The 23,638-nt window shown below is 51.4% G+C and carries 25 protein-coding genes and 1 riboswitch; of the genes, 2 read left to right on the top strand and 23 right to left on the bottom strand.

The annotated features are described in order from the left end of the window. Nucleotides 1-22: 22 nt before the first annotated feature. The 5 genes from nuoH to LQV63_RS07960 are packed head-to-tail and all read right to left on the bottom strand — an operon-like array spanning nt 23 to nt 3,916. On the bottom strand, nt 23-1,033 hold the full coding sequence (gene nuoH / locus LQV63_RS07980) for an NADH-quinone oxidoreductase subunit NuoH (RefSeq protein ID WP_233696293.1): 1,011 nt from the start codon (nt 1,031-1,033) through the stop codon (nt 23-25). Beyond that, nucleotides 1,033-2,133: an NADH-quinone oxidoreductase subunit D gene (locus LQV63_RS07975; protein ID WP_019424670.1), complete on the bottom strand. Its 1,101-nt coding sequence runs from the start codon at nt 2,131-2,133 to the stop codon at nt 1,033-1,035. The genes nuoH and LQV63_RS07975 overlap by 1 nt, the downstream gene beginning before the upstream one ends. A gap of 6 nt (nt 2,134-2,139) precedes the next feature. Continuing rightward, on the bottom strand, nt 2,140-3,042 hold the full coding sequence (locus LQV63_RS07970; RefSeq protein WP_233696292.1) for an NADH-quinone oxidoreductase subunit C: 903 nt from the start codon (nt 3,040-3,042) through the stop codon (nt 2,140-2,142). Next, nucleotides 3,039-3,557, bottom strand: coding sequence for a NuoB/complex I 20 kDa subunit family protein (locus tag LQV63_RS07965; RefSeq protein WP_019424668.1), 519 nt, complete (start codon nt 3,555-3,557; stop codon nt 3,039-3,041). The genes LQV63_RS07970 and LQV63_RS07965 overlap by 4 nt, the downstream gene beginning before the upstream one ends. Next, on the bottom strand, nt 3,542-3,916 hold the full coding sequence (locus LQV63_RS07960) for an NADH-quinone oxidoreductase subunit A (protein ID WP_036705696.1): 375 nt from the start codon (nt 3,914-3,916) through the stop codon (nt 3,542-3,544). The genes LQV63_RS07965 and LQV63_RS07960 overlap by 16 nt, the downstream gene beginning before the upstream one ends. Nucleotides 3,917-4,762: 846 nt before the next feature. Between LQV63_RS07960 and LQV63_RS07955 the strand changes: the two genes are divergently transcribed. Together LQV63_RS07955 and LQV63_RS07950 are read left to right on the top strand one after the other, a co-directional pair. Beyond that, on the top strand, nt 4,763-5,416 hold the full coding sequence (locus LQV63_RS07955; RefSeq protein WP_233696291.1) for an SDR family NAD(P)-dependent oxidoreductase: 654 nt from the start codon (nt 4,763-4,765) through the stop codon (nt 5,414-5,416). A 443-nt stretch (nt 5,417-5,859) separates the two neighbouring features. Further along, nucleotides 5,860-7,920 carry an S-layer homology domain-containing protein gene (locus LQV63_RS07950; protein WP_233696290.1) on the top strand — a complete coding sequence of 687 codons (2,061 nt, stop codon included), beginning with the start codon at nt 5,860-5,862 and terminating at the stop codon, nt 7,918-7,920. A 177-nt stretch (nt 7,921-8,097) separates the two neighbouring features. Here LQV63_RS07950 and LQV63_RS07945 read toward each other — a convergent pair whose 3' ends face one another. The 18 genes from LQV63_RS07945 to LQV63_RS07860 form a co-directional block, all read right to left on the bottom strand. Continuing rightward, entirely contained in the window at nt 8,098-8,514 is a 417-nt protein-coding gene (locus tag LQV63_RS07945) for a F0F1 ATP synthase subunit epsilon (RefSeq protein ID WP_019424663.1), read from the bottom strand. A 66-nt stretch (nt 8,515-8,580) separates the two neighbouring features. Next, nucleotides 8,581-9,987: a F0F1 ATP synthase subunit beta gene (atpD, locus tag LQV63_RS07940; RefSeq protein ID WP_019424662.1), complete on the bottom strand. Its 1,407-nt coding sequence runs from the start codon at nt 9,985-9,987 to the stop codon at nt 8,581-8,583. Between the two features lie 36 nt (nt 9,988-10,023). Further along, nucleotides 10,024-10,884 carry an ATP synthase F1 subunit gamma gene (atpG, locus tag LQV63_RS07935; protein ID WP_026011382.1) on the bottom strand — a complete coding sequence of 287 codons (861 nt, stop codon included), beginning with the start codon at nt 10,882-10,884 and terminating at the stop codon, nt 10,024-10,026. 104 nt (nt 10,885-10,988) lie between these two features. After that, nucleotides 10,989-12,503, bottom strand: coding sequence for a F0F1 ATP synthase subunit alpha (gene atpA / locus LQV63_RS07930; protein ID WP_019424660.1), 1,515 nt, complete (start codon nt 12,501-12,503; stop codon nt 10,989-10,991). 37 nt (nt 12,504-12,540) lie between these two features. Then, nucleotides 12,541-13,089, bottom strand: coding sequence for a F0F1 ATP synthase subunit delta (locus LQV63_RS07925; RefSeq protein WP_019424659.1), 549 nt, complete (start codon nt 13,087-13,089; stop codon nt 12,541-12,543). After that, the gene (gene atpF / locus LQV63_RS07920; RefSeq protein WP_019424658.1) at nt 13,086-13,571 is read right to left on the bottom strand and encodes a F0F1 ATP synthase subunit B; all 486 of its coding nucleotides are present in this window, start codon (nt 13,569-13,571) and stop codon (nt 13,086-13,088) included. The genes LQV63_RS07925 and atpF overlap by 4 nt, the downstream gene beginning before the upstream one ends. Before the next feature lie 96 nt (nt 13,572-13,667). Further along, complete coding sequence (atpE, locus tag LQV63_RS07915) at nt 13,668-13,880, bottom strand: F0F1 ATP synthase subunit C (protein ID WP_019424657.1); 213 nt, start codon at nt 13,878-13,880, stop codon at nt 13,668-13,670. Between the two features lie 97 nt (nt 13,881-13,977). Beyond that, the gene (gene atpB, locus LQV63_RS07910; RefSeq protein ID WP_019424656.1) at nt 13,978-14,763 is read right to left on the bottom strand and encodes a F0F1 ATP synthase subunit A; all 786 of its coding nucleotides are present in this window, start codon (nt 14,761-14,763) and stop codon (nt 13,978-13,980) included. A gap of 30 nt (nt 14,764-14,793) precedes the next feature. Then, complete coding sequence (locus tag LQV63_RS07905) at nt 14,794-15,177, bottom strand: ATP synthase subunit I (RefSeq protein ID WP_019424655.1); 384 nt, start codon at nt 15,175-15,177, stop codon at nt 14,794-14,796. Continuing rightward, a complete protein-coding gene (locus tag LQV63_RS07900; protein WP_019424654.1) occupies nt 15,170-15,403 on the bottom strand; it encodes an AtpZ/AtpI family protein in 234 nt (77 codons plus the stop codon). The genes LQV63_RS07905 and LQV63_RS07900 overlap by 8 nt, the downstream gene beginning before the upstream one ends. Before the next feature lie 175 nt (nt 15,404-15,578). After that, a complete protein-coding gene (gene wecB, locus LQV63_RS07895) occupies nt 15,579-16,733 on the bottom strand; it encodes a non-hydrolyzing UDP-N-acetylglucosamine 2-epimerase (protein ID WP_233696289.1) in 1,155 nt (384 codons plus the stop codon). Nucleotides 16,734-16,763: 30 nt separating this feature from the next. After that, on the bottom strand, nt 16,764-17,393 hold the full coding sequence (gene upp / locus LQV63_RS07890; protein ID WP_019424652.1) for a uracil phosphoribosyltransferase: 630 nt from the start codon (nt 17,391-17,393) through the stop codon (nt 16,764-16,766). A gap of 379 nt (nt 17,394-17,772) precedes the next feature. Next, nucleotides 17,773-19,023, bottom strand: a complete 1,251-nt coding sequence (locus LQV63_RS07885) for a serine hydroxymethyltransferase (protein WP_233696288.1) — start codon at nt 19,021-19,023, stop codon at nt 17,773-17,775. Between the two features lie 105 nt (nt 19,024-19,128). Further along, nucleotides 19,129-19,701: a TIGR01440 family protein gene (locus tag LQV63_RS07880; protein ID WP_233696287.1), complete on the bottom strand. Its 573-nt coding sequence runs from the start codon at nt 19,699-19,701 to the stop codon at nt 19,129-19,131. 21 nt (nt 19,702-19,722) lie between these two features. Then, a complete protein-coding gene (gene rpiB, locus LQV63_RS07875; RefSeq protein ID WP_019424649.1) occupies nt 19,723-20,181 on the bottom strand; it encodes a ribose 5-phosphate isomerase B in 459 nt (152 codons plus the stop codon). Nucleotides 20,182-20,468: 287 nt separating this feature from the next. Continuing rightward, nucleotides 20,469-20,549: riboswitch (ZMP/ZTP riboswitch) on the bottom strand. 47 nt (nt 20,550-20,596) lie between these two features. Next, nucleotides 20,597-21,178: a low molecular weight protein arginine phosphatase gene (locus LQV63_RS07870; protein WP_233696286.1), complete on the bottom strand. Its 582-nt coding sequence runs from the start codon at nt 21,176-21,178 to the stop codon at nt 20,597-20,599. A gap of 50 nt (nt 21,179-21,228) precedes the next feature. Further along, on the bottom strand, nt 21,229-21,795 hold the full coding sequence (locus LQV63_RS07865) for a manganese efflux pump MntP (RefSeq protein ID WP_019424647.1): 567 nt from the start codon (nt 21,793-21,795) through the stop codon (nt 21,229-21,231). Nucleotides 21,796-21,885: 90 nt separating this feature from the next. Further along, nucleotides 21,886-23,187, bottom strand: coding sequence for an L-threonylcarbamoyladenylate synthase (locus LQV63_RS07860; protein ID WP_233696285.1), 1,302 nt, complete (start codon nt 23,185-23,187; stop codon nt 21,886-21,888). Between the last annotated feature and the right edge of the window lie 451 nt (nt 23,188-23,638).

Here is a 23,638-nt window from a genome sequence, read left to right as displayed (position 1 = left end):
AATGAGATTTTTTGAACATGAACTATTTGTTGAAAATTTCGATGTATACCGCCGTCAAAAATACGTTGATTAGGGCAAGCGGCAGCAGCACCTTCCACCCGAAGCTCATCAATTGATCCACGCGAATACGCGGCATCGTCGCACGCAGCCAAAAGAGGAAGAAGACGCAGAACGAGAATTTTAGCACGAACCACAACAGCCCCGGGATGAAATCGAGAAACGGAAGCGGTGGATGCCAGCCGCCAAGGAACAATACGGTCGTAAGTGCCGACAGCGCGAACACATACACGTATTCCGACAACATGAAAAAGGCGAAGCGGAAGCCGCTGTACTCGACATGATAGCCTGCCACGAGCTCTGACTCCGCTTCCGGCAAGTCGAACGGGGTGCGGTTCAGTTCGGACACCCCGGCAATAATAAAGACGACGAAGCCGATAATTTGCGGGAGAAAGTTCCACTCCCAGAAGTAGTTTCCTTGCCCTTCTACAATAGTACGCAAGCTGAGCGATCCGTTCAACATAATTACGCCGACGACGGAAATGACAAGCGGAATTTCATAGCTTACCATCTGCGCTGCAGAGCGCATTCCCCCCAAAAGAGAATATTTGTTGTTCGAAGCCCAACCACCTAAAATGATACCAATAGTTGAAATGCTGGACAATGCCGCATAGTATAACAGTCCTACATTTAAATCGGCAAACCCCAGGTTTGCACTATATGGGAGCGTCGCTAACACGGCAAACGACGGAACGTAAGTGATGACTGGAGCCAAGATGAACAGCGCTCTGTCTGCTTTGCGAGGAATAGTATCTTCTTTAAGCAAAAGCTTAAAAATATCGGCAACCGTCTGCAGCAATCCGAACGGTCCGACGCGTGTAGGTCCGTGACGAAGCTGCATCCAGCCGATAACTTTGCGTTCGAAGTAAATTGCATAGGTGACGAAGCCAAGAACGACGAATAGAAACACGACTCCCCATCCGAGAAAAATAAATCCGTTCTGCCACGTAAGTGTCTGCTTCAGTAGTTCGTCCATTAGCAATCCACCTCCCCAACGACGATATCGACCCCGCCCAATATGGTAATGAGGTTCGTCATCGTCTCACCAACGAGCAGCTTCGGCAGGATCTGCAAATTGACAAAAGATGGACGGCGGAACTTCAAGCGGTACGGCTCCGCTTTCCCTTTAGAAATAATATAGCATCCAATCTCACCGCGCGGAGATTCAATCCGTGCGTACATTTCTCCGGCCGGCGGCCGAATGACACGCGGCACTTTGCCCATCGTCTCTCCTTCGCTCGGGAACTGCTCCAATGCTTGCTCCAAAATACGCAGGCTCTGCCGTAACTCCTCCATACGAATTAGATAACGATCATAGCAGTCTCCGTTCACGCCGAGCGGCACATCGAATTCAAACCGGTCATACAAGCTGTATGGCTCATCCTTGCGCAAGTCCCAGTTCACGCCCGTACAGCGCAGGTTGGCCCCACTAAGGCCATATGCGATGGCTGTCTCGGCATCATAAGCGCCTACCCCTTTGATGCGGGCGAGAAAAATCTCATTCCCGCTGACTAGCTTGTCGTACTCGTTCAACCGCTTCCTCATATACGGGAGGAATTCACGCACCTTGTCAATCCATCCCGGAGGGGCATCCCATTTGACGCCGCCAACCCGCATGTAATTGTAGGTGAGACGCGCTCCGCACAGCTCGTTAAATAAATCGATAATAATTTCCCGGTCACGGAATGCGTACAGGAACGGACTCATCGCCCCTATATCAAGCAAATATGTCCCCCACCATACTAAATGGCTTGCAACACGCTGCAGTTCCATCACGATAAGACGCAGAAATTCAGCTCGTTCCGGAATTTCAATGCTCATCATTTTCTCAACTGCATGCACGAGCACGTAGTTGTTAGTCATGGCGGACACATAATCCATCCGGTCCGTATAAGGAATAATTTGCGTATAACTCAGACTCTCGGCCAGCTTCTCCGTTCCCCGGTGCAAGTAACCCATTACCGGAGTGGCTTCAGTGATAACCTCACCGTCCAGCTTGACGACGATACGGAATACTCCATGCGTGCTAGGGTGCTGCGGTCCGACGTTCAAAAGCAATTCTTCTGTGCGAATCACGGGTGGTTACACCTCCGAATCCAACGACTCGTAATCTTTGCGCAGCGGGTGTCCTACCCAATCATCCGGCATCATGATGCGGCGCAAATCGGGATGTCCCGTAAACTGAATGCCGAGCAAATCATAAGCTTCGCGCTCGTTCCAATCCGCCGTCGGCCAGATTGGCGTGACCGAGGCGACCGTCGGCGCTTCGCGATCAACCTTGACGTGAACCGCGACTTCTGCCTTCGTCGATAAATTAATCATATGGTAAACAACCTCGAGATGCGTTTCCTGATCCACGCCGGACAGGTTGCGTAAATACTCGCATGACCATTCCAAATGACCGCGCAGCTGATGCGCGCAGGATAGCCAATGCTCATTTTTAATCGTCACAGTGGGCAAATGATCGTTCTCATAGTTGATGACAGCATCCTCCACCGCATCCTCAGCCACATCCGCCTTCAGCATGGCGACCAGCCGGTCAAGAAGGGGCTGCTTCGGCGACGGTTCCTTCGGCTTCGGCGGCTCTTCATTCGCCTTGGCGCGCGGTGCGCGTGCCGGACGCTCCGGCTTCTCCTCGCCTGCCGCGTCGCCCTCCGCCTTATCGCGGGTACGCGCAGGCTTGTCTGCGGGTGCTTCTGCGCTTCCCTCGCCGCCTTCGGCAGCGGCTTTCGCACGAGCAGCGCGCGCTTCGGCTGCTGCTTGCACGCGAGCCGCCTTCTCCTCTTCAGTGAGCGGCGCCCGCATCGGCTTGTCTGCCCCCGTGGACGCAGGTGCATTCGCCGTTGGGGAGCTCCCCGTCTCGGCTTCTGCAGCCGTATCTGTTGGCACCTCAGTATCCGGCTTTACCGATTCTTCTGATTGTGGTTCTGACACGTTGTTCGTTCTCTCTAGTTTCGTTTCCTTATCCTTTTGTTCTTCACTCATGAGTTGGTCACCCGCTTCCCGGTCTTCGCCTCATAGCGGATCTTCTCTTGCAGCTTGTTAATGCCATAAATCAGCGCGGCGGGATTCGGCGGACAGCCCGGAATATAAATATCGACGGGCACAATCTGGTCTACACCCTTAATGACCGCATAGGATTTGACGTAAGGTCCGCCCGCAGTGGCGCAAGAGCCCATGGCAATAACCCACTTCGGTTCTGGCATCTGATCATACAGTCGCCTTAAGAGCGGCCCCATCTTCTTCGTGACGGTTCCCGCCACAATCATACAGTCCGACTGACGGGGGGACGTCCGGAAAATAACGCCAAAGCGGTCCAGATCGTAATGGGATGCTCCGGTCCCCATCATTTCGATGGCGCAGCATGCAAGCCCGAACGTTAAGGGCCATAGTGAATTGCTGCGCGCCCATGCCTTCAACTGCTCCAACGTGCCAAAAAACACGTTGCGGTCTAACTCTTGCCGTTCCTCCGGCGTGATTGACTCTAATGAGAGTTCCATTGAAGCACCTTCTTTTTCCAGGCATAAATTAATCCGACTAACAGCAATCCAACGAAAATCAACATCTCGACGAGCGCAAACAATCCCAATTGATTATACGCGACCGCCCACGGGTACAAGAAAACGGTTTCCACATCGAAAATGACAAACATAAGCGCAAACAAGTAGTACCGGATGTTAAACCGGACTTGTCCGACACCGACCGGATCGTTACCGCTTTCATAAGTCGTCTGCTTCATTTCTGTAGGCTTCTTCGGTCGCAATAATCGGCCAGCCGTCAGTGCGGCAACCGGCAGGAAAATACCCAGCCCGACAAAAATGGCCACAATGACGTAATTATTGATGTACTCCAAAGACATCCCCTCCGTCGCAGCAGCTAACATTTTGCAAGAAAACTGTGCAATTTGTAATAAACCCGCCACAATTATAACAAAACCTACCAACCCCGTCTATGCAATTCCTGCCACCTTTTACCTCTTTTTTCGGGAATGACATGGTTTATTCAATATATAACTATTCACATGCATCAGCGACTAGAAGTGCATGTGCAAAAAGTACACTTTTCAGCACCGAGAGGGTTGCAAGAAGCTGAAGAAGGAGGAGCCGAGCATTGGCGAGACTACATGAGCACTGGACTTGAAGGGGAATGCAAGATTCGATGTCGAAATGCTATCAGATAATCATCGTGATCAAAAGGGGTATTTTTACACAACCTGTAGAAAATGTTCCAATTGAACATTTTGTGACAACACAAAGCATTTCACAAAAAAAAGGAGCTGCGGACGTACCACAGCTCACGGAGGATGAGGAAACTACCTACAATTAACGAACCTACTGCAAAACAAAATAACCAAGAAGAAGGGATTTCGACACTGTTGTTTAATATGACCATCATCCATTTGAGAATGATTATCAATATTAACTGTCTTCATTATAAAAGCTTCTCCCATCACCGTCAAGCAATATTTTTCAATATTTTAACACGCTCCCGAATGGCTTCCTGCGCATCAAGTTCGATTGAATCCATCGGACATAGCAGTTATAGTTGATGACTTTATCCAATTGTCGGAAATGTGAAAAATGATTTTGAACTTACCTGTCTCTTCGGTTTACAATACTTAATAGTGCGTGTTCAAAAAGTTCACAGAAGGGGACCTTTTGAACAACCTCTTATACATTGGACTAACAACAAGGGGTTGAATGAAATGACACAACCGATGATTTGGATCGTCGGCGCAGGATGTGGTATCGGACTCGGCATTGCAAAGTCGTTCGGACAACGGGGATACCGTCCCATGCTTATTACACGCGAGGCACAGACGCTTTCGCAAATGCAGGATATTTTACGCGACATGAATATAGAAGCCGCCGGTTCGGTTGCCCATACGGGAGACGAGCAGGCGCTACGGGAAACGTTAGCACACTTGGACACAGAATGGGGCACACCTGATGTGCTCGTGTACAACGCTTCTGCTCACACACCCGGACTTCCTTCCGAAGTGGTGCCCGGACAAGTGACCGAGGACTTTAAAGTGAACGTGATTGGGGCGTTAACGGCCGCTCAATGCGTACTTCCCGGTATGAAAGCACGCGGCACGGGCTCCCTGCTGCTTACCGGTGGCGGACAGGCTTTGCATCCGACGGCGTCATTGGCATCGCTCGGCATCGGCAAATCCGCGCTGCGCAGTCTAGCGCTCAGTCTGCACGAGGAGTTCAAAGGATACGGACTGTATGCCGGCACATTAACGGTATGCGGGTTCGTTCAGCAGAATACACCGTTTGATCCGCAAACGATCGGGGATGCGTTCTATCAAATGCATATGAAAAAGGTCGAAGCTGAGGTTGTGCTTAAACCTTGATATTATTAATTTTTGAAGTCGTTAACTTTTAAATCCATTAATTCTTAAGGCCATCAATTCTTAATTCCCTTAATAAAACATATGGAGACCGTTTAGAACCGGAGAGGCACGCGTACGCTTACGTTGTCTCCCGGTTTTTTCTATATGCCGATAATTGTTTGTGTTCGATGTTACTATCTACATTAGATTTTGTGCAATGAAAACAACACGTAAATACAGTCCATATGCCGTTTAGCCGCCCAATCCGCACAGTTTACTGTATATTCTCCAATGGGGCTTACTTCGACTGCGAAAAACAATTTAGTCCAACTTATATATTGCTAGGTTTGCTCCCCCGCCGTAAGCATCTCTTCTGTCCGATCGCATAAGTTTTTCGTTTCTACTTCACACTAAATGCAATAGATGCGCTGAATGGATGTATTTATGACAAAGGAGTGGCGTAATTGGATGCACATAACACGAACGGAAGAAGGAAGCTCAATCGGTGGGTAATCTGGGTTACCTGTCTCCTCCTCACTTTCGTTTCCACACTTAATGGGTGCTCGACGTCTTCCCCGCAGCCGAAGCCGCATTCCGAATCAATCACCGGCGAGGAACAAGCACCCCGGCGATTTCATGTCAACGAAGCTGCTGATGCTTCTGTACCTGATCTGCTGCAGTCGCTTCGCGCCGCGGCCTGGCCGCAGCTGAACAACGTCTGGCCGCATGTTCCATGGTCAAATGTGGTACTCCTCTACGTGGATGGCGATCAGGTCTACGCCATCGAAGCGAAAAGCGTCCGGCTGCTGGCGGGGAGCGATCGTCAAGCCGCTCTGCCCTTGCCCGACTACGGGCAAGTGAGCGTGCGAACATGGCAAGGCAGCCATGCCGTAATCGTACGGAAGGCGGATAGCCGCCTGCAAGGACCCATCACGGAACCGGAAGCGGAACGAGCCTTCCGGCTTGCTACAGAGCAGCTGGTGCTTACGTTGGGCTTCCCTCGCGAAGGCAAACGACGCGCAACACGATACCCGCTGAGTGAAAAGCCGCGCGAATACCGGTTAGCACTTATCGATCGGTTGACCAGCGCCGTATTGGATGAGACTTACCGTAAGAATCGTCTGCAGGAAGCAAAATATTGGTGGGATACGTATCATCAATACGCCGCTGACGATTCACGTGCACGCATAAACGAAGAGATCCGCGAAGGAACGGCAGGGTATGTCAGTCACTATGCTCTGTACGCAGCTGCTCATCCTGATGCCAGCGATGTGGCGTCATGGAGACGTTCCCTGCGTGCGGAAGCTGCGCAATGGAAGCCGTCCGCGTTAACCTTCCTTGAGGAAGAAAGCCGTGCTGTCACACTGTGGGCAGCGTTGTTGGCGGATGAGGCCGGAATCGATTGGCGGGAAGCAGCCTATAACGGCACCGAGCCCGTAAGAACGCTCTTGTCGTCCCAGTCCGCTGAATGGCAGTCGTTGCCGACAGAGATCGCAGGCGAGGCCAAGGAGCTGACGAATAGACTGAACCAAATGGTGTCGGAACGCATGAGCCTGTTCATCAGCGGCTACGAAGATACGAAGAAGCCACTGCTCGTGCTTCCTGCTGGCGGAACCCGCAATGGTGCGCATTGGGAAGGATTTTACCAGAGCAGCGATATCCCGGGTACGATTCTTCATGCAGTTACCGGAAGCGTGGACGTGCTGACAGGCTCAGCTCAGCTGCGCAATAAGACTGTAGCTGTTCAGCCGAATCGCTTCAAGGCACAGCTCAAGGATGAAGAAGCGGTGCTGGTCATTCCGTTGTGGGAAAATGATTACACGTGGGAAGATCAGTCTATTCAACTCACCGAGCCGCTCTTGCAGGGCAAGTTCAACGCTGTATCTCAATTCGATATGTACGGGCGACGCTACTTCATCGCAGATGTAGCGAACCCTGCACTGCCAGGGGTAGGAATCGGACCGTACACTCCTCCGATCGCCGCCAATGAACCGCTAAGGGACATTCGCGGACACTGGGCTGAGAGCACGATCGCACAGCTCATCGCCGACCACGCGATGAGCGGCTATGAGGATGGAACGTTCCGGCCGAATCGCCGGGTAACACGAGCCGAATTCGCGCAAATGATCGTTGGCGCATACAACCTGAAGCCGCGTGCCGGTCGCGTCTACTCAGATACAGCCAAGCATTGGGCCAAGGACGCTATCGCGACGGCACAATCGTACGGTATCGTACAAGGCTATGATGAGAATACGTATGGATCGAATGATTGGATTACACGCGAACAGATGGCGGTTATGCTAGTCCAAGCTTCGCATTTGCCCAAGCGATCATTGGCTGAACCGTACAAACGGTATACAGATACGTATTTGCTGTCCGGATGGGCCGAACAAGATGTATACACTGCCATTTCCTACGGCGTGCTCAGCGGCTATGAAGGCCGAAAGCTAAAGCCTCTCCACCGGGCAACGCGTGCAGAAGCAGCCGTCATGCTGCACAATGCGCTCCAACTCAAGACAAGATAAACGGGTAACCATACAGACAAGAACCGGGTGGGCTCCGTACACGACATGACTCACCCGGTTCTTTGCGCTACGTGTTAATCCATGTTCAGAATGATTCCATGCTTAACAAAAAAGGGACTGTACCCGCAGCAGAGCTTCTGCTTGCGGGGACAATCCCTTATTAATGCCAAAGGCATTTTACCATTGTCTTTGCGATACTTTAATCCGCGTCACGGCACGATGGAGCGATAATTCCGCACGACGGAAATCGACGGAATCTTGCTTGCTCCGTTGAGCTATCGCCAGGCGCTGCTCCGCCCGGGCTTTCGCTGCTTTCGCGCGTTCAACGTCGATATCATCCGGTAATTCAGCGCTTTCCGCAAGCACGACGACTTTGTCTTTGCGCACTTCGACAAATCCACCGTGAACCGCAATCCAATGCTCTCTGCCGCCTTCTTTGATCTTCATCGGACCAATTTGAAGCGGAGTGACCAAAGGAATATGGTTCGCCAAAATACCTAGCTCACCTTCGACGCCCTTGACGCTAATCATGTCCACCTGCTGTTCGAACACTTTGCGCTCCGGTGTAACAATTTCCAACAAATAGGTGCTCAACTGCGGTTTCCTCCTTCCGTTCTGCCTGCCGCATTGGCTTAGGCAGCCCGTTTCACGTCAAGCCGCTTACAGCGTCTTTGCTTTCTCCACAGCTTCTTCGATTGTGCCGACAAACAAGAAAGCTGCTTCCGGAAGGTCATCGTACTTGCCATCCAGAATTTCTTTGAAGCTGCGCACCGTTTCTTTAACCGGTACGTACTTCCCTTTAATGTTCGTGAACGCCTCTGCCACGTGGAACGGTTGGGACAAGAAACGTTGGATTTTACGGGCACGTGCAACTGTCAGCTTGTCTTCCTCTGACAATTCATCCATACCGAGAATAGCGATAATGTCCTGCAGCTCTTTATAGCGCTGCAAAATCTTCTTAACGCCTTGTGCAACATCGTAGTGTTCTTCGCCCACGACTTCTGGAGTCAAAATACGGGAAGAAGAGGACAACGGATCAACAGCCGGGAAGATACCCATCTCGGAAATTTTCCGATCCAAGTTCGTCGTCGCGTCCAAGTGAGCAAACGTTGTTGCAGGAGCCGGGTCAGTATAGTCATCCGCAGGAACGTAGATCGCTTGAATCGACGTAACGGAACCTTTCTTCGTCGATGTAATCCGCTCTTGCAATTGACCCATTTCCGTAGCCAGCGTAGGCTGATAACCTACCGCGGAAGGCATTCGGCCGAGAAGCGCGGATACTTCGGAGCCCGCTTGCGTGAAGCGGAAAATGTTGTCGATAAAGAGAAGCACGTCCTTGCCTTCTTCATCACGGAAATATTCCGCCATTGTCAAACCAGTCAGGGCCACGCGCAGACGCGCTCCAGGCGGTTCGTTCATCTGACCGAACACCATCGCCGTCTTGTTGATAACGCCGGATTCTCTCATCTCATAATACAAGTCGTTACCTTCACGTGTACGCTCGCCTACACCAGCGAATACGGAGATACCGCCGTGCTCTTGTGCGATGTTGTTGATAAGCTCTTGAATCGTTACCGTCTTCCCTACGCCCGCACCGCCGAAGAGGCCGATTTTACCGCCCTTCGCATACGGAGCAAGCAAGTCGATAACTTTGATGCCTGTCTCCAAAATTTCCGCCTGCGTGGACAATTCATCGAAGCCAGGAGCCGGTTTATGAATCGGACTGACCATCTCACGGCTAACATCGCCTGCATTGTCAATCGTATTGCCGAGTACGTTAAATACGCGTCCCAGTGTAACAGAGCCCACAGGAACGGTAATTGGCGAACCCATATCTGTTGCTTCCATGCCACGCACCAGACCGTCTGTCGAAGACATCGCAACGCAGCGAACTACGTTGTCACCCAAGTGAACCGATGTTTCCAACGTCAAGTTGATGTCAGGTGCGCCAGGAGTCGTCGATTTCTGTTCAATCTTGATCGCGTTCAAAATCTCAGGCAGTTGTCCACGTTCGAACTCAACGTCGATAACCGGACCCGTAACGCTAATAACGCGTCCTTTATTCATCTCGTTCCCTCCTACTGAAAAGCTTGCGCTATCCCGTTATGCTTGAGCGTTCGCTCCAGCTACAATCTCCGAAATCTCTTGCGTAATCGCCGCTTGGCGCGCACGGTTGTATGTCAATGTCAGCGAATTAATCATCTTCGTCGCATTTTTCGTCGCACTGCCCATTGCCGTCATTTGCGCACCGAATTCACTTGCTTTCGCATCCAGCAGTGCGCTGTAAATGATCGTTTCCGCATATTTCGGCAATAGCTGCTCCAACACGCTCTCCGGAGATGGTTCATACTCGTAAGAAGCTGTTCCTCCGCTGAATGTGTTATCATCTAGCGGCAAAAGGCGCTTCTCAACCGGCGTTTGTGTGATCGCGTTAATGAATTGATTGTAGAACAAGTTCAATTCATCGTACTGCTCTTCCTCAAAAAACTTAACCGCCTTGTATGCAATCGACTTAATGTCGGCAAACGTTGGCGAGTCCGGCAATTCCGTCACGTCTTCCACAATCGGCATCCCTCTGCGGCGGAAATAATCCCGCCCTTTGCGTCCGATGACAAATAGCGCAAACTCATCATTGGACTGATGGCGTTCCTTGATCGTTTGTGACACTTTGCGGAGTACGTTGGCATTATAACCGCCCTTTAATCCCCGGTCTGAAGTGATGACAAGGTATCCCGTCTTCTTGACCGGACGCTTCTCGAGCATCGGATGCTGAATGCCTTGGGTGCCTGCCGCAATGCTGGACACTACTTCTTTAAGCTTTTCCGCATAAGGACGAGCTGCTTGCGCTTTCTCCTGTGCGCGGCGCAGCTTCGCTGCAGCAACCATCTCCATCGCCTTCGTGATTTGCTTCGTGCTCTGTACACTCTTAATCTGGCGTTTAATATCAAGCATTCCTATAGCCACTTACGTTTCACCTGCCTTTGGCACTTTGCGCGGGGCAAAGCGGACTTCTTCAGCATGCATGCCGGGGCGCCGCAGCGCGGCCCGGCTGCATATAATTCTGTATATTAAACCGAAACGGCAAAGCTTTTCTTAAACTTCGTCACGGCATTTACCAATGCTTCTTCATTCTCTTTCGACAAATCTTTCGTGTCGCGAATCGATTGGAAAATAGCCTCGTGATTGGATTCAAGGAATGCATGGAATTCATTTTCGAAGCGGCGGACATCTTTCACCGGAATTTCGTCTAGATGCCCTCTCGTTGCCACGTAAATGCTGACAACCTGCTTCTCAACCGGCAACGGTTGGTTAACACCCTGCTTCAAGATCTCCATCAGACGATCACCGCGGTTCAAACGGGATAACGTCGATTTGTCCAGATCAGAACCGAACTGGGAGAAAGCTTGCAGCTCGCGATATTGCGCAAGATCGAGCTTCAACGTACCAGCGACCTTCTTCATCGCTTTGATTTGCGCCGCTCCCCCTACGCGGGATACGGAAATACCTACGTTAACCGCAGGACGTTGACCCGAATAGAACAAGTCAGACTCCAAGAAAATCTGTCCGTCTGTTATGGAAATTACGTTGGTCGGGATATAAGCGGATACGTCGTTCGCTTGTGTCTCGATGAAAGGCAATGCGGTCAAAGAACCGCCACCGTTCTCGTCGCTAAGCTTCGCAGCGCGCTCCAACAAACGGGAATGCAAATAGAAGACATCCCCTGGATACGCCTCACGTCCTGGAGGACGGCGAAGGAGCAAGGACAGTTCGCGGTATGCCGCGGCTTGCTTCGACAAGTCATCGTAAACGACAAGCACGTGCTCGCCTTTGTACATGAAATATTCACCCATCGCACAGCCTGCGTATGGAGCCAAGAACAGAAGTGGAGCTGGCTCGGAAGCAGATGCCGTTACGACGATTGTATATTCAAGCGCACCGTGGCGGCGCAATGTCTCCACGACTTGCGCAACTGTGGATTGCTTTTGTCCAATTGCAACGTAAATACATTTTACGCCGTTGCCTTTTTGGTTAATGATCGTATCAATCGCGATCGTCGTCTTACCTGTTTGACGGTCGCCGATAATCAGCTCGCGCTGACCTCGTCCGATTGGAACCATCGAGTCAATCGCTTTAATACCAGTTTGCATCGGCTCATGAACCGATTTCCGGTCGATAACGCCCGGCGCATTCGCTTCTACCGGACGGAATTCTGTTGTCGCGATTGGTCCTTTCCCGTCGACCGGATGACCGAGCGGATTTACGACACGGCCTAGCATCGCTTCGCCGACAGGAACCTCCATGATGCGACCTGTGCGCTTCACTTGGTCTCCTTCGCGAATATCTGTATATGGTCCAAGAATAACGATACCTACGTTGTTCTCTTCCAGGTTGAGTGCCATCCCCATAACGCCATTGGAGAATTCGAGCAGCTCCCCGGACATACATTGCTCTAATCCGTGCACGCGAGCAATACCGTCACCGACATTAATGACAGTGCCGACTTCTGCCACTTCGATTTCCGATTTGTACTTCTCGATTTGACTTTTAATCAGCGTGCTGATTTCATCAGGTCTGATGCTCAATTCGCTTCACCCCATTCTACCGTGCTATATATGAAAACTACCGTGCTTGAGATTTCAATGTTTTGTTCATGCGATCCAACTTGCCGGACAAGCTGCCATCATACAGACGATCCCCAATGCGGACGAGCATGCCGCCAATGATGGATGCATCGACCACGTTATGAATGCGGATGGTCTTGCCCAGCTTGTGACCGAACTCTGCGGCAACCGCTTGCTTCTCCGCATCATTCAACGGATAAGCCGTCGTCACATAAGCATCCAACAGCCCGATCGCTTCACCCGCAATGCGAATATAACTGTTGACCACCTCATGCAAAATACTGATGCGGCCGCGCTCGATAAGCAGCTGCAGCGTATTGTATACAATGTCGGAGACTTGATCTTTGAGCGCAATGTCCAGCACCCCGATTTTGTCTGCCAACACAACATTTGGCGATGTCAACAAGATATACAGCTTCTCGTTGTCGGATACCACTGTCGCCACATCTTTCAGTTGCTGTTCGGTTTCCGAGACAGTCTTGCGCTCCTCGGCAAGCTCGAACAGCGCTCTGGCGTAACGCTTTGCAACTCCGATTTCTTGGCTCATTGTTTGTCCCCTACCTCTTTCAGGTATTGGCCAACCAATTGCTCTTGCTCCTTCTCATCCACTTGTTTCTCCAAGATTTTGGAAGCAATCGCAACGGACATGCTGCTTACTTCGTTGCGAAGCGCAGCCACCGCCTTGTTCTTCTCGCTCTCGATATCACGGGCCGCTTCTTCTTTCAAGCGAACCGATTCTTCTTTCGCGCCAGAAAGTATATCGTCTGCTTGTCGCGCGCTGGTCTGTCTCGCTTGCTCGATAATGTCGTACGCTTCCTTGCGCGCTGTAGCAAGAGCTTGCTTCTGTTCTTCCACAAACGTTTGTGCTTGCGTACGGCTGTTAGCCGCTTCATCCATTTGCTGCTGCACCAATGCCCGGCGTTTTTCCATGACGTCGAACAGAGGCCCAAAAGCATATTTTCTCAGTAATAGATAGAGAATTAAAAAAGCAATAATTGAAAAAACCATATTTTCCCAAACTAAGCTCACTACAGTCACTCCTTTCCGTTAAGCATGAAGTGGATTAACAAAACGAAGGCGCGGATGGCATCGGCCTTCCCCGCCAAACCGTGTTTATAATCATCATTAAGAGAAAAGGATCAAGAATGCGATAACTGTAGCCGCGAGCGGAACAACCTCTACGATACCGACCCCGATAAACATTGTCGTCTGCAATGGACCGCGTGCTTCTGGTTGACGAGCAATCGATTCTACCGTACGGCTGACGATCATACCATTACCAAGACCTGCGCCCAAAGCGCCTAAACCTACTGCAATTGCTGCTGCTAACATTTCCATTAGAAAATCCTCCTCGAATCTGTTTATTATTTTAGTGCTTTGTTTATATATCTCATCCGAAGTAACCCATAACGGGAAAGGGTTCGGGCAGAGTTTGTCAATACTCTTCGTGTATCGTCGTTTGCGCAATATACACCATTGTCAAAATAGTGAAGATAAAGGCTTGCAATGCGCCAATGAAAATACTGAATCCTTGCCACGCCGCGAGAAATGGAACCCCGAATACTCCCGCCTTAATAATGGTGGAAATGAGCACTTCACCCGCGAAAATATTCGCGAACAAACGAATCGCCAAAGCGATTGGCTTGGCCAAATTCTCAATAATGTTCAGAGGCAGGAAGAACCAGTATGGCTCCACATAATGTTTCAAGTAATGCTTCCGGTTATGTTTCAAACCTAAGTAGTTCATCAGGACAAAGACGATAATGGCAAGACCGAACGTAATGTTAATATCCGCTGTCGGTGATTTCCACCATAGCAGTTCGATATGCGGGTCTTTTCCCTCCGCAGCCAATTTGTCGAGTGCAACCTGACTTGTCGTCACGATTTCTTGACCGAAAATCGATACCGGATGGTGCGTTTCAGTCATGATGGCAAACGGCAAACCGAGCAGATTGGATACAAAGATAAACAAGATGAGCGTCAACCCTAAAGAAATGTAAGGCTTACCCTTCTTAAGATCCATGGCACTGCCGACAATACCTTGCACGAATTCGACAACCCATTCCATAAAATTTTGCAATTTGGAAGGATTTTCGACCGATAAGTTGCGCACGGCCAAGCGGCAAAGCACGAATACGACGATCATGCTCACTAGCAGCATGAATACTGCCGATAAGTCGATGTTTAAGCCCCCAAGTTGAATAATCGGTGCTGAATGCATGTAATGTGTTCACCCCTTTCCAAAATAAAGTTACTTATTTTGTCTTATTCCAAAAAAGATACTCACAGGAATGGTCAATAGCTGCGCGATGAACAATCCGACTATGGTTGACGGTAGCGATATTTTCACATGACCCAATTTCGCTGCGATCATGACGGCCAAGAATGCAATACACATTCTCGTAACCATTCCAAAATTGTACCGCTTCCTCTCCGCGCTTACGGCAAGGTCGACAAGTTGCCGGACCTTCATCGACAAATATCGAACGTTGATCAAGCCTATAGCCGTGCCCAGCGTCAAGCCTGCAGCTATTGGCCGGTATTCCGGTGCAAAAGCCCATACGAGAAGGAACACCGACAACAGGATGAACGTCACTCTGGTAACGGCATTGACAATGGAAGTCATATCATTCATCTTGTTCCCCCATGAACTTTCTAACAAAGTAGACGATGTTCGCGATACCGAGACACATCCCGGATATCGCACCTACGGCAAGCCAAAGCTTAGGTCCGTCCAATGCATGAGCTAACCACTTCCCCACGAAAAATCCAATGAGAATATATATGGCAAGCATAACGCCGGCTCCACCAATACTGAGAGCGACCAGCCACAGGTTATCATTGCGTTTAGTGGTCTTCATAGGCTATAATTCCCATTCATTTTACTTAACAATACGAGATTTTGTCAATTCATAAAAACCCTGTATTTATAAGGATGAAAACGATGTATTTTCGTTTTCCAAGCTGCAAAAAACCGCGTAAACCGTACAGTGTCACTGTATGCTGGAACGTTATGCTCTAGAAGACAGCACTGAATCAATTTGTGAACGTTGTGTGAAAGTTTTTCGGACGCTCCGCCTGCATGCCAAAATTGTGAAGAATCGCACTGACAATTCGTTGGGATGCTTTGCCATCCCCGTAAGGATTGGCGGCTTTGCTCATCCTTGCATAAGTTGATTCATCCGACAGCAATGCCTTTGTACGCTCGTACACCATCTCCTCTTCCGTACCGACCAGTTCCAATGTGCCTGCATCGATGCCTTCCGGTCGTTCGGTAGTTTCGCGAAGGACGATCACCGGTATGCCAAATGACGGTGCTTCCTCCTGGAGACCGCCCGAATCGGTAAGTATGAGATGCGTATGAGGATAAAAATTATGAAAGTCCACCACATCAAACGGGTCAATCAGCTTAATGCGCGGGTGATCCCCCAACATCTCATAGGCCGGTTCACGAACTGCCGGACTAAGATGGACCGGATACACGATGGCGATATCCTCGAACTCGTCCGCTATGCGGCGCACGGCGCGGAATATATTGCGGTGCGGTTCTCCCTGCGATTCACGGCGGTGAGCCGTCATCAGCACGAGCCGCTTGCCCTGTGCCCAATCGAGCACTTCATGCGTGTAATCGGATCGTACTGTATATTGAAACACATCTGTTACCGTGTTGCCTGTGACAAATATCGATGAATCTTTCTTGTTTTCGTGTCTCAAGTTATTTGCCGACCAATCGGTAGGCGCGAAATGCAGGTCTGCCAATACTCCGGTCAATTGCCGGTTCATTTCTTCCGGATAAGGCGACAATTTATTCCATGTGCGCAATCCGGCCTCGACATGTCCAACTTGGATCTGCTGCAAAAATGCCGCATAACTAGCCAAGAAGGTTGTAAGCGTATCTCCGTGCACAAGCACGATATCCGGCTTCGCCTCCTGCAGCACCGGCTCTAATCCTTGCAGCACCCGAATCGAAATGTCATTCAGCGTCTGGCTCGCCTGCATGATGTTCAAGTCGTAATCAGGCTTGATGCTGAATACATCGAGCACCTGGTCCAACATCTGACGATGTTGGCCCGTGACGCACACGATGGACTCGATTTGTTCCGGATGTTTCTGCAATTCCAGGATGAGCGGCGCCATCTTAATCGCTTCTGGACGTACACCGAACACCGTCATTACTTTCACTTTGGACATCTTCTAATCCTCCGTAGTCTAAACGTATTGTTATTTCGTGCCGAACAGACGATCCCCTGCGTCGCCCAATCCAGGCACGATATAACCGTGATCATCCAGACGCTCGTCCAATGCGGCAAGGTAAATATCCACATCCGGATGCGCCTCCTGCACTGCCTTGACACCTTCTGGCGCGGCGATTAGGCATGCTAACTTAATCTGTGTGCAATCGCGTTTCTTCAGCACATCGATTGCAGCAATGGCCGAGCCGCCTGTTGCGAGCATCGGATCAATGACGATAAGCGCGCGCTCGTGAACATCCTTAGGCAGCTTGGTATAGTATTCTACTGGTTTCAAGGTTTCCGGGTCGCGGAACAAACCGACATGTCCAATTTTGGCGCCGGGAATCAGCTTGACGATGCCTTCCACCATGCCTAACCCCGCACGAAGAATCGGGATGATACCGAGCATCCGCCCTGCAATGATTTTGCTTTCTGTCTCCGCTACCGGCGTCTCCACCGTGACGGTCTGCAGCGGCAGCTCGCGCGTAATCTCATACGCCATCAAGGTTGCCACTTCGTCCACCAGTTCCCGGAAATCTTTCGTATTCGTGCTCTTGTCACGAATTAATGTCACTTTGTGTTGAATCAAAGGATGATCGCAAATGACCAATTTGCCCATATAACATGTCCCTCCGCTTTTTACTCTCGTTGCCTTCAAGTTATCAGTTTACGCTAAACAGGCTCTATTATAACATTTGTATCCCGTCACTGCACAGTGTTCCCCATCACTTTTGTCAGCCTTTTTCCCGCTTCCCTGAACTTGGAAAAGAAAGAGTCACTGTACTATTAGTAAACATTCCTTGGATTGGTTATACATGCAAGCGAATATGCCATGGGAAAAAGGTAGTGCATCACTACATTCACACAGGTACATTGACCCATCTCCCACTACTGATGTCCTTAATGCTTAGCCATCTGCAGCACAAACAAAAACAGGCCGCGCATGCCTGTTCAAGGCATACACGGCCTGTGTCAGCGGGAACCCGCTGCCTTTACCATTAATATTTCAATGTCTCATACAACGGATATTGTGCCGTCAAGTCACGCACCATACCTCGCGCTTTATCTAATACCGCCGCATCTGCCGGATTTTTGAGCGTCATAGCGATGACCTGCCCGATAATGCGCATAGTCGCCTCATCCATGCCGCGCGAAGTTGCTGCCGGCGTCCCGATACGGATCCCGCTTGTAATGAATGGGCTCGTCGGATCGAACGGAATCGCATTCTTGTTCACGGTAATGCCAACGGAATCAAGAACTTTTTCCGCATCTTTACCAGTTATGTTGATGCCGCGCGTATCGATGAGCATGAGGTGATTGTCCGTACCACCGGATACGATCGTCAATCCTTCCGCCATAAGGGACTCTGCCAGCACTTGCGCATTTTTAATCACCTGCTCGGCATGCTCCTTGAAGGACGGCTGCAATGCTTCGCCCAGAGCAACTGCTTTGGATGCGATGACGTGCATGAGCGGACCGCCTTGCGTTCCCGGGAATACTGCCTTGTCAATCGCCTGCGCCCATGCTTGGCGGCACAGAATCATGCCTCCGCGCGGACCGCGCAACGTCTTATGCGTCGTCGTCGTTACAAAGTGGGCATGGGGAACTGGGCTCGGATGCAGTCCAGCCGCTACGAGGCCGGCAATGTGAGCCATGTCGACAAAGAACAGCGCGCCTACGTCGTTCGCAATTGAAGCCAATGCCTCAAAGTCGATAATACGCGGATAAGCGCTGGCACCGGCAACGAGCATTTTCGGGCGATGTTTGAAAGCTGCCTTGCGCACCTTGTCATAATCGATGCGGAACGTATCTTCTTCGACGCCATATGCAACGAAATTATACAACAGGCCCGATGCGTTGACAGGGCTGCCGTGCGTCAAGTGTCCACCGTGCGCCAAGTCCATCCCGAGTACCGTATCTCCCGGCTTCAATGCTGCCAAATATACAGCCATGTTCGCTTGCGCTCCGGAGTGCGGCTGCACATTAACATGCTCCGCTCCGAACAGTTCCTTCGCACGATCCCGCGCGATGTTCTCGACGATGTCGACATGCTCGCATCCGCCGTAGTAGCGTCTGCCCGGATAGCCTTCCGCATATTTGTTCGTGAGCACCGTACCCATCGCTTCCATCACCGCTTCGCTTACGATGTTCTCCGAAGCGATAAGTTCAATGTTGTTGCGCTGACGCTGCAGTTCCAGATCCATTGCTTTCAATACGTCCGGATCGGATTGTCTTAAATGATCTACCATTACCATAACCCTCCCATTGTTAAATTACCTTATTGCAATGTATGACAACGCATTCTGCGTTAAGGTTCCATGTGTTATCGTCATCCGGCAGCCTTCTTGCTCATCTTACTCACAGGAATCTGTGCCCGCGATATCCGGCAACTGGTAGACGGCTCTTTCCCCGCCGATAAGCTTCGGCCGCGTTGCCGCCATATTGACTCTTGCCTTGCCGATAGTGCGCACCTCAGTTCGGAGCGGCACGGCAACCCGGCGTATGTGCATGCCGATGAGCGTCTCTCCGATGTCGATTCCGGCATCAGCTGCGATCGTCTCCGCCAAGCAAGCAGCGGATAATCGCCGATACGCATAGGCAGCCATTGATCCGCCCGCTGTCGGAACAGGTACTGCAGCAACTTCCTCAAGCCCGAACCGTTCGAGCGTGTGCCGTTCTACGACGAGCGCGCGGTTAAGGTGCTCACAGCATTGAAATGCCGTGTAGAGCCCGAATTCCGTATGCAGCACATCCAGCCCGGCAAAAATCTCCTGGGCTACATCAAGCGTGCCCGACGTTCCTATCCGCGCCCCGGCTACCTCACTCGTGCTGCAGCCGATAACAACCAGCTGCCCGGGCTTCAAGCCCGCCGCTTGCACGAGGGCATACACAGCCGCTTCCGACTGCTCGCGAATATTATTACTCATAATAACTCCACCTCCGCTTCATTACGGTGCAGGGTGATATTTATGCTCCACATCGGTTACTTTGCCCAGACGCCCTACATGACGTTCGCCTCGGCTGAATTCCGTGCTCAGCCAGACGCGCACAATTTCCTCAGCAAGCCCAGGCCCGATGACACGCTCACCCATGGCCAGTACGTTCGTATCGTTATGTTCGCGGGTCGCTTTCGCAGAGAACAGATCGTGAACGAGCGCGCAACGCACACCCGGCACTTTGTTCGCGGCGATGGACATGCCGATGCCTGTGCCACAAATGAGCACGCCCCGGTCTGCTTCCCCGGAAGCAACCATCTCTGCAACCGGCACCGCGTAATCTGGATAGTCTACCGATTCCGTACAATTGCAGCCCAAGTCAACAACATCATGACCCATGTCCTTAATGACTGAAATAATTCCATCTTTCAACCGCACGCCGGCATGATCTGCACCTACGGCAATTTTCATTGTTATTCCCTCCATCCGTCGTCTTTCATTAAGGCGCATCCAACGTTGTTCATGAGACAAGCCATGGCTCTATTATAACGAATTTCCGGGAAGTTGGAGCAAACAAATTGCATTTTCTTCCCTCTCTCTTACCATCCCCCGAGACAAGCGCCTCATACGAATGCAGGATGCTCGCCCCGATGCAATATCCAAGAAATCACATCCATAACAACTCAGCACCATCTATACCATATATAGCATAATATAACATGAAAAAAAGAGCATAGCATGGCAATTACCATACACTGCTCTTTCGCCCAGGCGACCGGCCGTATTATTCGATGCTCCACCGTGGTTACCCACTTTCGTCGCCAGTTACATCGAACCTGCATTTTCTACCCCTGATGATAAAGGATACGGAAATGAAATGCAATCCCTATTTGTCCAGCTTGTCCAGCAGCAGATGAAGCGCCTCGCAGATTTCCGCAGCCGTCATTCGATACTGCTCTAACGTGCCTCCGAATGGATCCGCCACATCCATGCTCGGTGCGCGCCGCTGCAGTTCAAAGAGCTGCTTCCGTTCTTCTTCAGTCGGCTCTTCACCCAGCGCCAGCTTCAACTGCAGTTCCGCCGCCAGAGCAAGCAGTTGTTCCCGCTCATCCACCGCCGCCCCGTCCTGCTCTACATACTCTTTCAGCGCGAACGTCTTGTCCGCTGCATGAGGAAAGCGCTGCAGCACATGCTGCTTATGACCAAAGGTTAACGTCAAAATAATATCCGCCCACTGTATCCCTTCTTCGTTCAGGGCAGTGGACCGAAACGTCCGATGGCTCGTAATTTGCTGTTCGGCAAGCGCTTCAGCCGCATGCTCCGAAATAGGAGTGCCATCCCACGCCGCCACGCCGGCCGACTTCACCTCTAGGTCCAAAGACCGATCCTCCGCCAAATGTCTCAGCATCGCTTCTGCCATCGGACTGCGGCAAGTGTTGCCTGTGCACACAAACAAAATGCGTTTCATAATCACATTCCCCCTCTCGTGAAGTTCTCCTCTATCTATTGTACCCTAAGTCAAGAAGGGATCAAAAACAAGATGCCGAATACGAGTAATACAGCACCGCCCACCGCTTCGCCGTACTCACCGAGCCGCTGTCCCGCATGATGTCCAAGCAGCAGCCCGAGAATGGACATCGCCCCGCCGAACAGACCGAACGCAACGAGCGTAATCAGCAAATCAGAACGGAACATGCCAAGCGTTACTCCGACAGAGAACGAATCGACACTGACGCTCAGCGCAAACAAAATTGTACCCCAGAACGAAGCCGTGTCGATAAAGTGAGATGCTCCCCCTTTGAACGAGCTGTAAATCATATGTCCGCCGAGCATCACGAGAAGAGCGCCGGCAGCCATCGCCGTCACCTTCCCGAGCACAATGCTCATATATATGCCCGTTATGACGCCCATCAGCGGCATCAGTACATGAAAGAGCGCGATGACGACGCTGATGCGAAAGGCATCCATCCGCCGCACCCCTCTCATCCCGATGCCAAGACATAGGGAAAAGGCGTCCGAGCCAAGCGCCAGAGCCATAGCGAGAATCGTAATCCATTGACCTAGGGGTGCAGCCGTTTCCCACATCTGCCTCTCTCCTCGTCCGATCGTCTTTAATCAACGTATGCGGACAAGGCCTTAATCATGACAAGCTCTATTTTACCCATTTTCATATCTTTAACAGTGGATGATACGGTGACCCGCTGCTTTAATAAGCCGGTTCATGACGGCAAGTCCCATGCCTTCTGCCGGACAAGCCTCCGCCAGCATATAGGTGGCTCCCGCTTCATCGAAATGGCGCAGCGCATCATATAGATGATGGGCCGCCTCCTCCAACGCCTCCACGCTTCCAAGCGATGCGACGATGTCCGCCCGGTATTGCTCGGCATGCTCTCTGAATGCCAGTACACCGGTCGTCTCGCCGCGTCCTTTGGCTGCATCCAATTCCGCTTGGATGCAGCGGCTTACGCGGTACGCCGACGGCCCCTGCACGATAGAAAGTGTGCCTTGCGGCGCATAATGCGTATATTTCATTCCAGGCGAGCGCGGCGCAGGTTGTACCGAGAGCAGCTCACCTGAGCGTTCTGCCGCTTGCTCTGCCGTGTGGCCCGCTGCGCCTTCCTTCAATGGCGGTTCAGCTGCAAGTCCCGAAGCATGCTCTGCCATACGCTGCGACTCGATCGGTGCCGCCGAAGGAGAAGACGGCGGCAATGCTTTCGTCATGCCGCCGTTCGGGTCGACCGCTGGATCGACCGTCACCTCGGCCGCCACTTCACGCAGCATCGCTGTCGTAATTCCGCCCGGCCGCAGCACGTGCACACGGTCGCCCTGCACTTCAAGCACCGTGGACTCCAGGCCGACGCCTGCTGGGCCGCCGTCAACGATGCCGCCGATGAGGCCGTCCAGGTCCGCGCGCACATGCTCCGCGCGGGTTGGGCTCGGCCGTCCCGAGCGGTTCGCGCTTGGTGCCGCAATCGGGCAGCCCGCAGCGCGAATGAGCGCAAGCGCCGTATCGTGCGCCGGCATGCGCACGCCCACGGTGTCGAGCCCTGCGGTCACGCGGGAAGAGACCGCGTTCGGCCGGACCGGCAGCACAATGGTAAGCGGCCCCGGCCAGAAGCGTTCCATCAACCGCTGTGCGGTCTCTCCGTAGGGCAGCACCAGCGCATCCAACTGCGCCACATCCGCGATATGCACGATGAGCGGATTGTCTGATGGGCGTCCTTTGGCGATAAAAATGCGTTCCACAGCCTCACTGTCGCAAGCATTCGCCCCGAGGCCATATACCGTCTCCGTCGGGAAGGCAACCGTCTGTCCTGCTGCCAGCATGGCGGCGGCTTCCACAATGCACGCTTGTTCCTGTACCGAAATCGCCCCATCCACCGTCCACCACTTCGTGGCTTGAGGCCGGGCAGCGGCGTGGCTAATGGGTGCTCCTATGCGGTTTGCTTCGACTTTGCTATCATTTGATTTGTTCATGGCGTCAAGTCCTTACTGTTATTGAGGTTGTGTATTTTTTCCTACTGCTCTGATTGCTCGTTATAGATTACCTAGTATCTGCTGCTTGTTATTTGTTATTTGTTATTTGTTATTTGTTATTTGTTATTTTTCATCGTTTAGCGTTCATTGTTTAGCGTTTATTGGCCATTTACAAGTTGTTTGTTTGCCGCATTCTAGTTGCTGTTGAGCGTCTCACTCTGTTCCCATACTGTAAAGGTGCATCCCGTTCAAGCCTTTTTCTAAAAATAAACTCCAAACAAGGCGTCTTCAGTCGATAGTAAAAAACTGCAAGAAGGTAATGTTGTTGCATCGCAAGAAAAGATGCCGAAGGAGCTTCGACATCTTTTCGTTCACGTTCCTTTGCTTCTTCATTAGTTGTACCATAAGAGCCAGAGGATCGTCCAGTTATAGCATAATTACGCAGTTAGTT

Origin of the sequence: Paenibacillus profundus, from assembly GCF_021369635.1 — a bacterium.
GTDB lineage: Bacteria > Bacillota > Bacilli > Paenibacillales > Paenibacillaceae > Paenibacillus_B > Paenibacillus_B profundus.
This window is presented reverse-complemented; position numbering and strand designations above follow the sequence as displayed.